Below are 14,216 nucleotides of genomic sequence, written 5' to 3' on the forward strand. Positions count from 1 at the left end.
AGGAGGATCACTGCGTGGATAAGCATGCACTATTGGCCGCTCTTTCTGCTCCAAATCGTTTTCTCGCCAATGAGTGGTTATCGAGTAGAGAGCATAAACGCATACGACAAGGCCATCACTACGCATTCGACGCTGTTTGCAAGGTTGTAGACCGGCATTTATTGACATTGTTTGAACGCAATCATAAGGAGTATTCGGAACGGCAGAGTCAGGCATTGCTTGGCGAACCTACAGCGGTTGCTTACTTTGAAGAGCAAATCTCGCTCTTCTTGCGCGAACAGCCACAGTACCAAACTGACGATTATCCTGAGTACTACGAGAGCCTTCCGGAAGCACTCTTCCAGACCATCCTTGGGTTTGGACCTATGTCAGTATGGTTTAAGAATCCCACCGAGAGTGCGGTTATTAATGGTACTTCCGTTTTGTTTGAGAAGACCGGAGGTCGCAAAGAGCTACAGCCTTTTTCCTATCGCTCGGTGGATGATGTGCGCCGCATGATTCGTAACTTAGAGTCTCGCCAGCCCTACGCACAGCATAATGATTTTAACCCGACAGTTTCTATTGAGATGCTGGACGGGACTCGCGTGCAGGTTTTTGACCGCCCACTGGTGGACGAGCCATATGTGGTTTTCCGACAGTACACCATGAAAGACTACACGTTTTCTGGACAGGCCAAAAGACGCACTATCCCCGACGATGCTGTGCGTTTCTGGAACATACTTGGACGCTTACCTCTGAACAACGTCATTGTCGGTCCAGTGAAATCCGGTAAAACTACATTTTTGAAAACGATAGTTGGTACTCGTGACCCAGACCTTCTCGTTGTCACTGTAGAAACCGATTCAGCAGAGGTCCGGCTACGCCAGGCCTTTCCGGATCGACACGCTTTCATTGTCCCGATTGTTGCCACACTGAAACAACAGCGTGAGTTGGTTCCTGACCTTCTGCGTTCGGACGCAGCTTACTTCGTCATTCCGGAAGTCAGAAGTGGTGAATTAGAGCTTGTTCTTGAAAGTAAGTCGAAGGGGAAATTTACGCTTACGACTTACCACGGCCATGCAGCTCCCGAACAAATCCCAACCGAGTTTGCCAACCAAAGTCTGAAGGACTATCCGGAACGTGAGTGGAACGCGGAATATCGTCGTGCTGCGAAGGCTTTAGATATTGTTATTTCAATCTACGAGGTTGAAGAGGGTCCGGATCGGGGGCGAAAGGTGGTGGATCATGTCTACGCGTTTCACTGGGACGACCCTACTCAAACCCTACACATGGTACCTTTGGTGACTTATCGTCGTGAACATGATGATTGGGTTTACAATCCCCACATTTCTGAAACTATCGCCACACGACTTCGGAAGTACAATCCGGAGTTGTTGGAGACCTTTATCAACGAATTGGAAACTTTGGCTACTTTACATCCTGATCACACCTCTAGTGTGACATCTCCTATGTATGAAGGAAGGAGTGACCTTGAATGCGAATCCTCGCAGCTCTGATACGACTTATTATATATGTCGGTATTTTTGCGAGCCTTGCGTATCTCTTCCGGTCTTCTCTTCGAACCACTTACACGGTTATGAGACAGCGTGTATATGGTCTTGCTCAACGGCGACAACTCTCCCGTTCCAGTGGGCATGTCATTGTTGAAGACCCTCTCTTAGTACCGTTGAATCGACGGAGAACTTTTCAAACCCATATCACGGATTTACTAGAAGCGACTTTTGTCCAAAGTGTCTCCCGTCAACGTACATTTCGACGGTTTGTGGAAGTGAGTGTCGGTACCGGCCTAGGCCTTTACCTTCTCGTGTACTTTGCGACAGCTCACTTTCTTGTAGGGATACCGTTTGGTGTAATTGGTGTCCTGCTTCCTTACGGTGCACTGAGCATTTATAAGTACCGTTTGAGTATCCGTAACAGTTATGACATTGCAGAACCCATTACCCTGCTTGCCCAGAAGTACGGTCGTCACAACCACAAAATGCTTGTGGCTTTACACGAAACTTTGAATGACCTCTCAAATTCTCCGATTCGTAAAGCCTTATCGCGTTTGATTGTTCGCTTGGAGCGCTATACGAGTGAAGAAGAACTACTCGATGCTATTGACAGTTTTAATATTCAAGCCGGTACTACGTGGGCCATGCGGCTTTCTTCGTTAATTTTCGCGGGTGTGCAACGTCTCGATGTGAACACTGCACTCAATGAACTTTCTGACCAGTTCACAAATGTCCGTAACGTCTTGCAAGAGGAAAAAGCAACACGGACGGATACCATGCTTCTAGGTGTAGCTCCAATCCCTGTTTTCTTAGGAGGTCTTTACATGACCTATGCCCTCGTCACTCACAATGCGCTGCGTTTACTTCTCACGAACTCTCGTGGACGCATGTCTCTGCTTATTGCCCTCGTTGCTGCCATCATTGCTCCGATTATCGCTTTAACCTTCTACAAGCCGAAACAGGATCTTTAAGGGGGGATTTTTGTGGGACTTGTATTCACCACGCTACTCATTATCGGTGTGATCGTGAGCGTTGTTTTGTATGTGCGAACTCACTCTAGTGAAACCTTTCGCGTCACCGCTCGTGCGCGACTTTTAAATCAGTGGAAAACTGTACAGATCAAAACGTCCGAGGCTTTGCACGATGCGGGTGTGCAGCAAGCTTTTCGTAATGCAGGGCTCTCCGTTTCGGCGCAAACGTATTACATCGTTCGTGCGGGCCTCTCTTTGCTTGGTTTATATTATGGGATTTATACCTATTACCACTCAGGAAATCCATTTGTGCTGGTCGCTCCAATCGCCGTATGGCTTCTTTTGGGCTACAAACGTCCGTGGGCTATCTATTGGTTACTCTTAACGCTTGCCAAACAACGTCAGCAACAACAGGCTCAAGACCTCTTCAGGCTCGTTGCACACGTCAAACAGGAGCTTGAACTACGCATCAATCATCACTACAGTGTACGCGAAATTGTCGCACGCGCTGCGCCTGGTGTTCCTCGTCTGCGTGCTCCAATACTTCGCTTGGTAACATTCTGGCCGCAAGACCCAAAAGCGGCTCTCCTTCGGTTTGCGGAAGAAGTGACATCTACGCACACCATGCCTTTTGTTATGGCGCTCTTAACGATTGATGAAAGTAATCCTGAAGTTGGGTTTCCCGCGCTACAAAACATCTATGACCAGTTCGAAAAGGATCTCGTGTCAGGATTTCACTCGCGTATTAAACTCCGTGACCTTGTCGTATTTAGCCTATCGTGGCTCTTTATCTTTCTCGCTGCGTGGCCGACCCTCAACGTATTCTTGCTCTACACACAAAGTCTACTTAAGTTCTCCTTGATGTCATGAATTAACCTTGCTTAAATATTCGTATATGTTTAAACTATACATCGAAAGGGTTGGCGTGTTGAAATTACTCATTACCGCAATCCTTCTTCTCGCTCTTTTTGTGGTTGTGTTCAGCAATGCGTTTCGTCCTGCGTATCACAATGCACAACAAAAGTCTTTGGAGTATGGTCAGCAAGTGATTCAACACAAATTTTCTTACTAGGGGGATATTCGAATGAGAGCATTAGTATCAGGCGTTCTATTAGCAGCTATTGCAGTAGCCGTGGTTTTAACGGTTGGTAAGCCGTTTTTTGACAACACGGCGGGTGCTACAGCCAATTCGGCAAATAGTGCGATTACGACGGAGACATCCAACATCGTCGCTCCTTGAGTTGTGGTAAGGCTAGGAGGTACCACCCATGCGTGACCTGATCGCCGCAATCCTATTATCCATCTTTTTGTACTTCTTCGCGTGGCAACCGTTTCAGGACGAGCTCAACGCGAACAAGTCTCTGTTAATCCAGAATATCGTTCATAACTCACTCTCTCAGGCGTCCGTTACAACTGGGTATTTTACTACTTCTGACCTGTTGTCCATTCAGGCAGAAGTGGCGAATGACCTAGGTTACCCGACCTCTGAAGTGACCGTTATAGGGACAACCACCCCGCAAACGAGGGGTGGCCTTTTATCACTGACGATCAGTGTTCCAACGTCGCTTACATTTGTACATATTCCATCCACCGAGGTTGTTCCAATCACGCAAAGTGAAACCGCTATGTCCGAGGTTCTGCAATGAAGTGGCTGGTGGCTGGTATCTTCCTTGCCGTTTTTTCCATCATGATTCACGTCGCTATTTTGAGTAATGCGGTTGCACAACACGCAGATGAACAATTGCACTATACCTTGGAGTCGGCTACACATGCCGCAGTGTTAATGGTGGTGCCATCTAGTGTCAGTGATGGTGATATTACATATGATCAGACGAAGGCCAATGATATATTTCGTCAGATTGTCGCTACTAATTTAGCGTTAAATCCAACGACTCTCGCCCCGTTGCCAAACAGTCCCTATCAAAGCCCTCTCGTGATTGATTCCGAGGCATTTATCGACTACAGCGACGTGAGCAGCTTTCCTTACGTATATAAGAACCCTACGTATGGGATTGACGTGACACTACATGGACCCGCGGTTGTCTATGTTGTGCAGATACCGATACCTAGAGCATTTAATGCATCACTGGCCTACCCTATCAGATGGACCGTTATCCAAGCATATCCGTACGCAGCTCCATAGGTCTCGTGCTTGGGGAGTCGGTGCCAGCGCCCTTAGGCTATCATGGCCTTCCCACCGTGCAAGGGACGCTACGCTTTGCACCCTTGCACGGGTCCCGCGTCCATGATTTTTCCGCCTCAGGCGGCACCCGCAGGGCCGCACGAGACATTACACAAGGAGGGGTTTTGATGAAAGGTAAAACTGTCGTAGCCGTTGCCCTTGTTGGTGGTGTCGCAACCATGTTTTCTACGCATGTAAATGTTTACGCTGCTACCACCATGCTGTCTACCCATATCGAATTAAATGGTGCCGATGTGATCAATCCAGTACACACAACTGCCGTAGACCCGTCCACACACCAAGAGACATCGTTTTTACCGATTTATTATGCCATGGAAGTTTTGAACAAGTTGGGTGTGACTTCGAACTGGAACGGAACCACGTGGAGCATGTCGGTACCGAGTGGCTTAAACCCGGACTTGTTCAATCCCACGACCGCAACGAATCAGATGTATTTCGTAATGAACGGCGTTCGTGTGGAAGCAGCTCCTAAGCTGGTTGCGGTTGACCCATCATCAAAGCAGAGTACTACTTTTGTACCTATCTACTACCTAGAGAACGCTTTAAAGCGGATCGGCGTATCCTCCACCTGGAATGGAACAACGTGGGATCTGACGCAAGCATCCGTTGCCCCTGTCACTCAATCCGACATGGCAACTGCAATGTGGAATACCTTTGCTTCAATTTCGTGGGACATCAACAGCCATCCAAGTATGAGCGAAGTTGGTATTACACCGAGTAGTACAGCGCCGGTTACAGGAGGCCAAGTGGCGACGTGGTTGTCGAAGTGGGCATCGAAAGCAAAGGGCATGACAGCACCAAATGGCCCACAAAAGGGGCAATGGATACCCTATAACCTCACGTATGAGGCATCGATTGACCCTTTCACCTGGGCACAAGTCAACGGTCTTTTTAACGGTACAAATATATCTGGCGCATCGAGTGTGGTTTCGACCTCTGAACTATCTACTATCATCAATAACCTTCAGTGGTGGCTAACAGGAGATAGGGTTATCAACGGTGTGAATCATCTGCATGTCCCATTTTATAGTGACTACGGAATGTGGCTCACCGAGACATCACCCAAACCTACTACTTCTGGAGCAAGTGGAGGCAACGGTGTTTCGGAGAGTAACTATCAGTCCTATCTTGCGGATGAAACGCTGTACTATGACCAAATTACAGCGCAGGTTAGCGGTACAACGATCCTATTGACCTTGCCGAATACGTCTTACAGTGCAAGTAACATGGCTTGGGACGTGGTTGATGGTTATTGGGAGTATGGTGGGTGGCAGGCAAAGGATAACCGAGGCGGAAAGACGTTAAGCGTACCGAATAACGGAACTGCTGGATTGAATATTGACACTGCATCTCTCAATCCTGACATGTATCTCGAAGGATTTCAGATTGCATTTAACAACACCGGTACTGACCCTGGGTTAACTCAGGCATATGACTGGGGCGAAGGGCAAAACCCTCCCGCCAAATAAGTTGTGTTGAGCGAACGGCGCAGTTAAGGGGGATTCTCATGAGGCGCAGGTACAAAGTTACGGCGATAGGGTTAAGTTCCGTTGCGGTTTTTATTGGCAGCTTAGCGTTAGCCAATAACAACGCGTACGCCTACACAGTCAACAACGACCTTTCTGCATATGGATATGTCGTCCAAAACGTGAATACCTATACGCTCATGGGTGGAGATACGATCAAAGTATCTTCCACGGGGTATGGCCCCTACCCTGCCCTTGCTGGCCAAAACTTACAAGTTGGGCTAGAGCAAGCTTATGTGAGTGACGGAAAAGGAAACTGGGGCATTATGCTTGCAGATATGCAGGGTGCCAACGCAAACAATGGCTATCTGCTCGTTTCCGATCCATCTACCGAAAATAGCGGTAATGCACAGGCTTGGGTCCAGCGCTTCGGCGGTAATTGGTCCTACGTCCAAAACTATCTTCAAACACATAATCAACAGATACAAACTCAGGATGAATATAATCACACGAATTACAATTACGTACCATTTGCCACCATTGTGAGTCAAAGTGGCGCTATCTTTGTTGGCAACAAACAGATTACTGGACCTATTGGTACTTACACAGATCCACAAACGGGCCAAACATACCCAGAGTACAGTTATACCTATCCTATCGAGACGTCAAATCCACCTGCTGCAACAGGTCTTACAGAGACGGACCCAAATACAGGTTCATCTACGATTACCCAAGGGGACCCCATTCAGTTCAGCGCTTCATCTGACGTGTATTTGTTCTCGCAGCTCTCAGGTGGTGCCAGTGGTCATCATTACGATGCTCTTGAGATCACAAATCAGGCAACGGGGCAATCCTATTGGGCTGTAGGCAGTGGCACATCCAATATATCGAGTATGCAATCCATGACCGGTGGAAGTGGCGTGTTTGATGACGTATTAACGTACAACAGTGCTAACTTACAGCCAGGCACATATACCGCTAGTTTTTGGGTTGGTGACGCGGTTGACCGTATTTCTTCGACCGATGCAACAACTACCTTTACCGTCACCACTACAAAACCTGGACCTGGTGTGACCTTGACAGCTTCACCCACAAGTTTGACGAGCGGACAAGCTTCCTCACTAAGTGCCAAGGGATATTCTGTGCCGTCCGGAGATTATATCAAGATCATTGACGAATCGGGGGCGGGAACGCTCTCAGGAAGTAATACATATGCGGACCTAAAAACAGGTGAAACATCACTTACGACGACAGCCACTAGCTCTACTGCACAGACTGTCGCCTACGAAGCCGAGCTCATCAATCAAGCAACAGGGCAAGTTGACGCGACCTCCTCTCCTGTTTCTGTAACTTGGGCCACTGCACCGGTTGAATCGATCAAAGTAACTGCGAACCCAACGCTAGTACAGAGTGGCCAAGCCTCCACTGTATCTTATACGACTTCTAACATGCAGCCAGGAGACACAGTTCATCTAGTAGGTGTCGGAACGTCTCAACCGTTTGAAACAACATCGACCTTACAGGGCAACAGTTATATACAAGTACAGACACCCAGTGATGGTAACAGTGTCACTGTGTACTACTCTGCAACCATTCAAAATAGCTCAGGTCAAGTTGTGGCTTCGTCGCCTTCGGTTGCAGTAACATGGAAAAGTATCCCGCCTTCGATAATCTTAAAAGCGACACCAAACTCCCCTTTGCGCCCAGGACAAACAGACAGTGTTACTTATATTGTTTCTGGACAAATGGGGGCTGGTGATACTGTTTCCGTTACGGGCATCGGGAACGCTGCGAATCCGTGGCACACAACAGGTCAAACCAGCTATGCAGAAAGCTATGGGGAGACTGAGAATCCCACTTCGGGGCAAACCATTAGTGAAACCTATACAGCCAGCATTATAAATCCGAGTGGCACTGTGATAAGTAGTGCAACCGTTACTGTGAGTTGGGTTGATTCATGGACTGGTACCATTACCTTGTCTGCAAGTCCTACTCATTTGCCTGTACAGTCTCCTACGACACTCAGCGTTTCTACGAGTCAATCTATTCCTAGCGGCTATACGCTCTATATCGTAGATGAAACTACAGGCGCAACCGTAGCTACGTCCACTTCTGCGCCGTACAGTACTCAGTACAACAGTTTTAATCCTGAGACAGATACATTCGTAGCGTACTTGTCTGACGGATATGAGCAGGTTGGCAATTCATCTAATACTGTGTCTGTTCAGTGGAGCCAATTGTCTCTTTCGGCCAATCCAACAGAGTTACCAGCAGGACAATCTACTACTCTGACGGTATCCGGACAAAATGTACCATCCGGATACTATCTAACTATTTATGACCAGAGTACAGGTCAAGAAGTTGGCTATACCCAATCCACCCCTTACAGTGTTACTGTAAATCAACCGAGTCCAGAGACGGATACGTTTGTTGCGTACATCAGTTCAAACACTGCTTCTAGCGGGTCATTTATGTCATCCAATACTGTTAGTGTTACATGGTACACTGTCCAACTTTCGGCTACTCCCCTCCGCTTACCTGTCGGCCAAGGAACCTTACTCACTGCTTCCTCTGTCGACATTCCAAGCGGATACGTCTTAGACATTCTCAATCAAACGAACGGTGCAGTGCTTGTCACTGGTAAACCAGGTGAGTCCACCTTAACTTATATAGATACTAAAAATACGCCACAAACAGACACATATGTCGCCCAAGTCGTACAACCCTCTAATCCGGGAATTCCTGCATTAACCGTTCCTGCAACAGTACCCACAAGTGGTTTGTTTGGCCAGGTCGCGGGTAGTTCGAATATTGAATACTACAATCCAACCAATAATACATGGGTGACGGAACCCACACCCAGTTCAGGTACTGGTGGTCCGACTGGCGGTGGCTATCAGATAGATCCTTCGGGAATAGGCGCACCTCTTGTGTACAATCCTGCCAATCAGACTTTGTACAGTGACATCATATGGTCCACCTTTAATAATCAAACCTACCAAATCTGGAATTCACATTATATGTTTGGGCTCAATCTTGCGCAGGGAACTTGGAACCAAACGAGCTTGGGAGAAACGCAGGCCGAGGGGTTTGGCTATTATGAGTTTCCCCAATCCGGTGTACTCGACCCTGCTAACAACACTGCATATGTAGTTGTGCAAGCATCTGGAGGCACTGGTTCGCTCTACAGTATAGCTTCCAATGGTACGGTCCAGACGAGTGGCACGTATCCACCTTATGGAAGAACCAATTTTTACCCTACAGGTCCTATCACTGTTGACACGTCCAATGGCACGCTTTACTGGGTAGCCAATAATAATAATGGTACAGGCGGCATTATTGGATGGAACCCCACTACGCTCAACACTATCAATGTTGATCAAAATGTGGCGAATGATAGTGGGTGGACCTATTATCCGAACTCCAACTCCGTCGCTGTAGACTCAGTGCACCAAATTCTTGTATCTGTAGATACGAACTATCAGACTTTAAGTTTCATTAATTTAAGCACTTTCCAACGAGGGGCCATTTCACTACCAAATAACGATACAAGCGCACATGTCTTTTATGATTCATCAACTGGTGTGATGTATCTCATGAACGGTACTGGTATCTACACTGTTAACACCACGAGTGAGAGTACTTCTCCCATAAGTGGATCTCCTGGTGGCATGACCAGTGCCATTCTAGATAGCCAACTTGGTGGCATTGTCTTTTCCGGTTCCAATGGAGTGTGGCTCTATAATGGTTCGTCATTTCGAGAACTCGGGAACTTAGCGAATGCCCAGGTTGCCTATGCTTCTGGGAGTGCCAGTGCAACCAATGCCGTCGATTATTTCCCTTTCTGGACGTTCAGCAATATGCCGTCATACGTGCCGCAAAGTTTGTTTCCGAGCCAGGCTCAATCGTCTGGGGAGAATACTTCAGCCATTTGGACAACGGCAGCGAGTAGCCCACCGAACGGAACAGCATTATTCCAAGGTACATTCACGTTGCCGCAAACGGAAACCGTGGACTTCAGTAATTTTTGGGTTGACGATTACGGACAAGTCTATATCGATGGAAAGCCATTGATGCAGGTAGGTGATGCGGCGGGGTACGTGGGTGGAAATATACCGAACACGACAGGTACATCTATTACCCTCTCCAAGGGTGAGCATCAAGTGATCATCGAGGCCAACAATAATAATGGGTTTGGAAATCCATCCCCAAATGGTGCAGCAGCCCATCTAGTCGTTACGGCGAACGGACAAACATTGCTAACTACTGCAAACTCGTGGCAATGGACAACCACTGGGTATGTCACGCAATTGCCGGCGGGCTGGTTTTCCGGTGCAGTAGGCACGTATAATTTCACGGAATATGTGCTTGGTGAACTAGGAACCGTTGTTACGCAACAAGCGTCCTATAGCGTGCAAACAACAGCTCAAACCGTTGACTTACAATCACAATCTGTGTCCGTTACTTGGTATCAGTACGGATTAGATTTACAAGCTAGCCCGACTTCGCTTTTGGTGGACGCGAATACAACACTATCCGCCAGTGCGCCTTTAGGTGCCCCAGGAACGTCTGTAATACAGATATGGAACACCACAACGAATCAAATGGTAGGCGAAAGTAGTGCTGGAGCCACGACATTCACCGCTACGACAACACGGTCAACACCAGGAACGGATAACTTTTCGGCTGAATTGATAGACCCATCCTCAGGGAGTGTGTATGCACAAACATCCCCAGTCTCGGTGACGTGGAACCAACAACCACTAACGTTAAGTGATGCACTTGTTACGCACACACCGCACTGGTTAGAAAACCTTCAGGCCTATAACAACGTCCATCCAGGTACACCACGGTCTTTATCAGAATTCTGGGCAGGCGAAGAGTTGGTCTTTAACGTTACTCCTTCACTACAAACCATTGCTTCCGCGCAAGTCACGGTCAGTGGGCTTAATTACAGTAACTACGCACCTGTTGGTGCACCATCATATTTCACAGTAAACCTAACTCTCAATAGTAACGGAGTCCTGGTTGGTAACACGGACCCATCATGGGAACCGTGGTTTCAGTACCTCAACCCAGGTACGTACACGGCTACTTTCTGGGTAAAGAGTCAAGATGCGCAGACAAGTACCGCTACAGCAACTTTTACCGTCAATGGGAACTGGACTGATTTCTGGAAGAACACGCAGGTCTATTAAGGGAGGATATGCCGATGTACGCAAAAACAATCATGGTAATGCTTGCCGGACTTGTGGTACTAACGCTCACTGCTTGCGGCCAGGGTGAAGGAAACACTTCAAGCAGTAACAAAACCGTATATCGTACCCCTCAAGTACAACTACCATCTGGAGTTACCAGTCATCTTACAGGCTACCATCAGCGCGTGGTTACTCGACCACAATTACCGCTACGCCACGCCCTTGATGCCGGAGGAACGTCACTGTCCATACATGCTTCGAACGTCCTTTATATTGCCCCCTCCGAGGCTTATGCGATTACACAGTACAAGCAAGTATGGAATCGTCTGACGAGCGTACCTGCTGTAGTCTGGACAAGCACTACACCAACGATTGCTCACAAAGAATGGCTTCATGAAGGCTACAAAACCGACCCACTCCCAAGTCATCAAACCTACTACACGTACAGCAATATTCCAACTCCAGATTCGTACCATCGGCAAACCAAGGGGTGGACCGAACTGCCAGGTGTTTTGAAAACTAGCCAAATTAAACAATGGATGACCTTCTTTAGCGCTACTAAATAATTATTTCCGGAGGCGACTAATGCTTACCTTAGTTCCGTACGTGCAAGCGATTGTTGATGTCAATAATCAGTCTGTGGTTGGCTACGAGGCCGTAATTCGAGCCAACGAGAATGGTATTCTTCATTCTACATCAGAAATACTTCGTAAAGCACAACGTCGCAAACGTCTTCCAGCACTAGACAACGCGATTCATACAACCGTGCTCAGTCAGTACATGAATCCCCATATACCGATATTTCTTAACTGTTCTCCTCAGACACTTTCTGCCAGAAAACTATTTTTCCCAGAGAATGTCGACCTCTCTAAAGTGATTTTGGAAATCACTGAGGGGGCTCCGTTTCATGCTGAACTCGATGACGTTGCTAACTATCTTGCACCTTTTCGTAACAACGGGTTACGTATTGCCATCGATGACTTCGGGATCGGATGGGCAAACTTTGACCGCCTCGCGGCCCTTACTCCGGAATTCGTCAAACTGGATCACAGCTTAACTAGGGACGTTGCGACTAGACAACCTGTTCAGGATATGATCTCCGGATTGGTGAGCTTTGCGGCCAAAACTCATACTCATTTAATTGCCGAAGGGATAGAACGAGATGACCAAGCCATTACCATTCAACGCCTTGGCGTACGCTTCGCTCAAGGCTTCTATTATGACCGTCCAAAATCTCTTTTGCCGGAGACTGTGAAGGAAGGTACAACGAACTATGTCCTATCGTAAACGAGGTATCTACCGTAAGCGTGACAAAAAACTTAGAGAAGACTCGCTAGGTCTCCTACTCATCCCGGGCTTTTTATGGTTCGGAAAGTATCTGTTGCATCTTCCCTTTTCACTGCAATTATTAACAGAGGTCACGGTCCTTATCGTCCTGCTTGTTGTGATTGCGTTTCTGTTGGGATCACGCCCTGTACACAAACGTTTGAAACCGAACCAAATGGATGCAATGTCCGGAATAGACTTTGAACGGCTTCTACGTCAAACACTCAAAAAGACTGGATGGCAACTCAGTATGACATCTAGGACAGGAGATTTCGGTGCAGACCTCATCGGTATCAGTCCATGGGGAGTAAGTTATGCGATCCAAGCCAAACGTTGGAAGGCTAAAATTGGTGTTCGCGCTATTCAAGAAGCTTACGCAGCTCAGGCCCACTATCAAACCCATCGTGCACTTGTCATTACAAACAGTTGGCTAACGAAACCGGCTCGCCAACTTGCGCAAGAACTCAGCGTGGAAGTGTGGGAACGTCCGCGACTTGAAAGAGAATTTGAAAAGGCTTACGACTCTAATAAATCCAACAAACGTACTTCACAAACACAAAACGACTTACATCATTAAGGAGGCACCTGCATGACTCGTATTGTGAATCGACCCATCCAGGTAACCGACTCGAATCCGCAAGGATTTCCGGTTTCTTTTATCGATAAGAATAATGAACATTGTATTGTCCTTATTGTTGATGACTGGAGAGAATCGGGTAACTGGATAGAGGGAGAACCAACAAGACACCTGTATCGAATATTGACAGACACCGACGCTTGCCTAGAACTTCAGGAACAAGGAAGCATTTGGTCAATATACAAGGTGTATGACTAATTGCCCTTTGCTATCATGCCGTATTGTACACGGATATCATACTTGGGAGATGATTACATGAGTTACATCAAGGAATTTTACAAACTCGTATTTACCATCCCTGACAACGGCTTTCTGGTTTTGACAAGGTATTCGGATAGTGGGACTGGTGAAATAGGTACCAATTTAGAAAAGCTATTCAGTCACTTTACGTACACCGAAACGGCAGTAGACTATCTTCAAAAGACGGAAACCTCCTTAGTCAATATAGAAACCGGCTATATACGCAAGGGCTTTTCTTTGACTGTTGGTGATGACGAGTTTTACACCCCCGAAGAGTACATGGATTATCATCACGCGATTTTCCAACACCCTTATCCTATTGATTTTTTATTTAAGTACTATCTAGCCTATTTCCAGTTGTACATTCAGGAACGTACTCCCGACTTTGAACAACTCATTACCACATTACGTATGGAACCTTCGCATCCACACCCTTTACAGCGTTTCAATCTTTTGCAGGAATTTAACTCATTGAGAAGCCGCTTAAAAAACATCGAAACCATCATCTATGTTCTGAAATATCTTTCAGACAACGATCCTTTTGCAGGCAACATGAACGTCATGTACGACATTGAAGTTTTTGATAGATATAAACATAAACGCATATGGGACGACCATCCCGGTTTCATTCCATACCATGTGGATGAGGAATGGGACAACGACCCTGTTTTCATACCGTAGC

Annotated in this window: 13 protein-coding genes; all 13 read left to right on the plus strand. The window is 47.1% G+C overall.

From position 1 onward, the window contains the following. The first annotated feature begins 14 nt into the window (after nucleotides 1-14). The 13 genes from AN477_RS16280 to AN477_RS16335 all read left to right on the plus strand — a co-directional run bounded on the left by AN477_RS16280 (nucleotide 15) and on the right by AN477_RS16335 (nucleotide 14,215). Nucleotides 15-1,496, plus strand: a complete 1,482-nt coding sequence (locus AN477_RS16280) for an ATPase, T2SS/T4P/T4SS family (RefSeq protein ID WP_054970233.1) — start codon at nucleotides 15-17, stop codon at nucleotides 1,494-1,496. Further along, the gene (locus AN477_RS16285) at nucleotides 1,475-2,464 is read left to right on the plus strand and encodes a hypothetical protein (protein ID WP_054970234.1); all 990 of its coding nucleotides are present in this window, start codon (nucleotides 1,475-1,477) and stop codon (nucleotides 2,462-2,464) included. Before AN477_RS16280 ends, AN477_RS16285 begins: the two co-directional genes overlap by 22 nt. Before the next feature lie 12 nt (nucleotides 2,465-2,476). Continuing rightward, a complete protein-coding gene (locus tag AN477_RS16290) occupies nucleotides 2,477-3,334 on the plus strand; it encodes a hypothetical protein (protein ID WP_054970235.1) in 858 nt (285 codons plus the stop codon). A 214-nt stretch (nucleotides 3,335-3,548) separates the two neighbouring features. Further along, a complete protein-coding gene (locus AN477_RS24635; protein WP_157062015.1) occupies nucleotides 3,549-3,704 on the plus strand; it encodes a hypothetical protein in 156 nt (51 codons plus the stop codon). Between the two features lie 28 nt (nucleotides 3,705-3,732). Then, nucleotides 3,733-4,110, plus strand: a complete 378-nt coding sequence (locus AN477_RS16295; protein WP_054970236.1) for a hypothetical protein — start codon at nucleotides 3,733-3,735, stop codon at nucleotides 4,108-4,110. Beyond that, complete coding sequence (locus AN477_RS16300) at nucleotides 4,107-4,607, plus strand: hypothetical protein (RefSeq protein ID WP_054970237.1); 501 nt, start codon at nucleotides 4,107-4,109, stop codon at nucleotides 4,605-4,607. The genes AN477_RS16295 and AN477_RS16300 overlap by 4 nt, the downstream gene beginning before the upstream one ends. A 167-nt stretch (nucleotides 4,608-4,774) precedes the next feature. Then, nucleotides 4,775-6,136 (plus strand): hypothetical protein, encoded by a 1,362-nt coding sequence (locus tag AN477_RS16305; RefSeq protein WP_054970238.1) that lies wholly within the window; start codon nucleotides 4,775-4,777, stop codon nucleotides 6,134-6,136. Nucleotides 6,137-6,174: 38 nt separating this feature from the next. Further along, nucleotides 6,175-11,331 carry a hypothetical protein gene (locus AN477_RS16310; RefSeq protein WP_054970239.1) on the plus strand — a complete coding sequence of 1,719 codons (5,157 nt, stop codon included), beginning with the start codon at nucleotides 6,175-6,177 and terminating at the stop codon, nucleotides 11,329-11,331. Nucleotides 11,332-11,345: 14 nt separating this feature from the next. After that, nucleotides 11,346-11,897, plus strand: a complete 552-nt coding sequence (locus AN477_RS16315) for a hypothetical protein (RefSeq protein WP_054970240.1) — start codon at nucleotides 11,346-11,348, stop codon at nucleotides 11,895-11,897. Nucleotides 11,898-11,916: 19 nt separating this feature from the next. Beyond that, on the plus strand, nucleotides 11,917-12,618 hold the full coding sequence (locus AN477_RS16320) for an EAL domain-containing protein (RefSeq protein WP_054970241.1): 702 nt from the start codon (nucleotides 11,917-11,919) through the stop codon (nucleotides 12,616-12,618). Beyond that, entirely contained in the window at nucleotides 12,605-13,234 is a 630-nt protein-coding gene (locus AN477_RS16325) for a restriction endonuclease (protein ID WP_054970242.1), read from the plus strand. Before AN477_RS16320 ends, AN477_RS16325 begins: the two co-directional genes overlap by 14 nt. A gap of 12 nt (nucleotides 13,235-13,246) precedes the next feature. Beyond that, a complete protein-coding gene (locus AN477_RS16330; RefSeq protein ID WP_054970243.1) occupies nucleotides 13,247-13,492 on the plus strand; it encodes a hypothetical protein in 246 nt (81 codons plus the stop codon). A 57-nt stretch (nucleotides 13,493-13,549) separates the two neighbouring features. Next, entirely contained in the window at nucleotides 13,550-14,215 is a 666-nt protein-coding gene (locus AN477_RS16335) for a hypothetical protein (protein WP_054970244.1), read from the plus strand. Nucleotide 14,216: the final 1 nt, after the last annotated feature.

The organism is Paenalicyclobacillus ferrooxydans (assembly GCF_001399675.1).
In the GTDB taxonomy this organism is placed as follows: domain Bacteria; phylum Bacillota; class Bacilli; order Alicyclobacillales; family Alicyclobacillaceae; genus Alicyclobacillus_B; species Alicyclobacillus_B ferrooxydans.

Excerpts from the sequence above, each read along its gene's own strand:
- AN477_RS16285 (WP_054970234.1), top strand. The coding sequence starts at position 1,475 with ATGCGAATCCTCGCAGCTCTGATACGACTTATTATATATGTCGGTATT.
- AN477_RS24635 (WP_157062015.1), top strand. The coding sequence starts at position 3,549 with ATGAGAGCATTAGTATCAGGCGTTCTATTAGCAGCTATTGCAGTAGCC.
- AN477_RS16295 (WP_054970236.1), top strand. The coding sequence starts at position 3,733 with ATGCGTGACCTGATCGCCGCAATCCTATTATCCATCTTTTTGTACTTC.
- AN477_RS16300 (WP_054970237.1), top strand. The coding sequence starts at position 4,107 with ATGAAGTGGCTGGTGGCTGGTATCTTCCTTGCCGTTTTTTCCATCATG.
- AN477_RS16305 (WP_054970238.1), top strand. The coding sequence starts at position 4,775 with ATGAAAGGTAAAACTGTCGTAGCCGTTGCCCTTGTTGGTGGTGTCGCA.
- AN477_RS16310 (WP_054970239.1), top strand. The coding sequence starts at position 6,175 with ATGAGGCGCAGGTACAAAGTTACGGCGATAGGGTTAAGTTCCGTTGCG.
- AN477_RS16315 (WP_054970240.1), top strand. The coding sequence starts at position 11,346 with ATGTACGCAAAAACAATCATGGTAATGCTTGCCGGACTTGTGGTACTA.
- AN477_RS16320 (WP_054970241.1), top strand. The coding sequence starts at position 11,917 with ATGCTTACCTTAGTTCCGTACGTGCAAGCGATTGTTGATGTCAATAAT.
- AN477_RS16325 (WP_054970242.1), top strand. The coding sequence starts at position 12,605 with ATGTCCTATCGTAAACGAGGTATCTACCGTAAGCGTGACAAAAAACTT.
- AN477_RS16330 (WP_054970243.1), top strand. The coding sequence starts at position 13,247 with ATGACTCGTATTGTGAATCGACCCATCCAGGTAACCGACTCGAATCCG.
- AN477_RS16335 (WP_054970244.1), top strand. The coding sequence starts at position 13,550 with ATGAGTTACATCAAGGAATTTTACAAACTCGTATTTACCATCCCTGAC.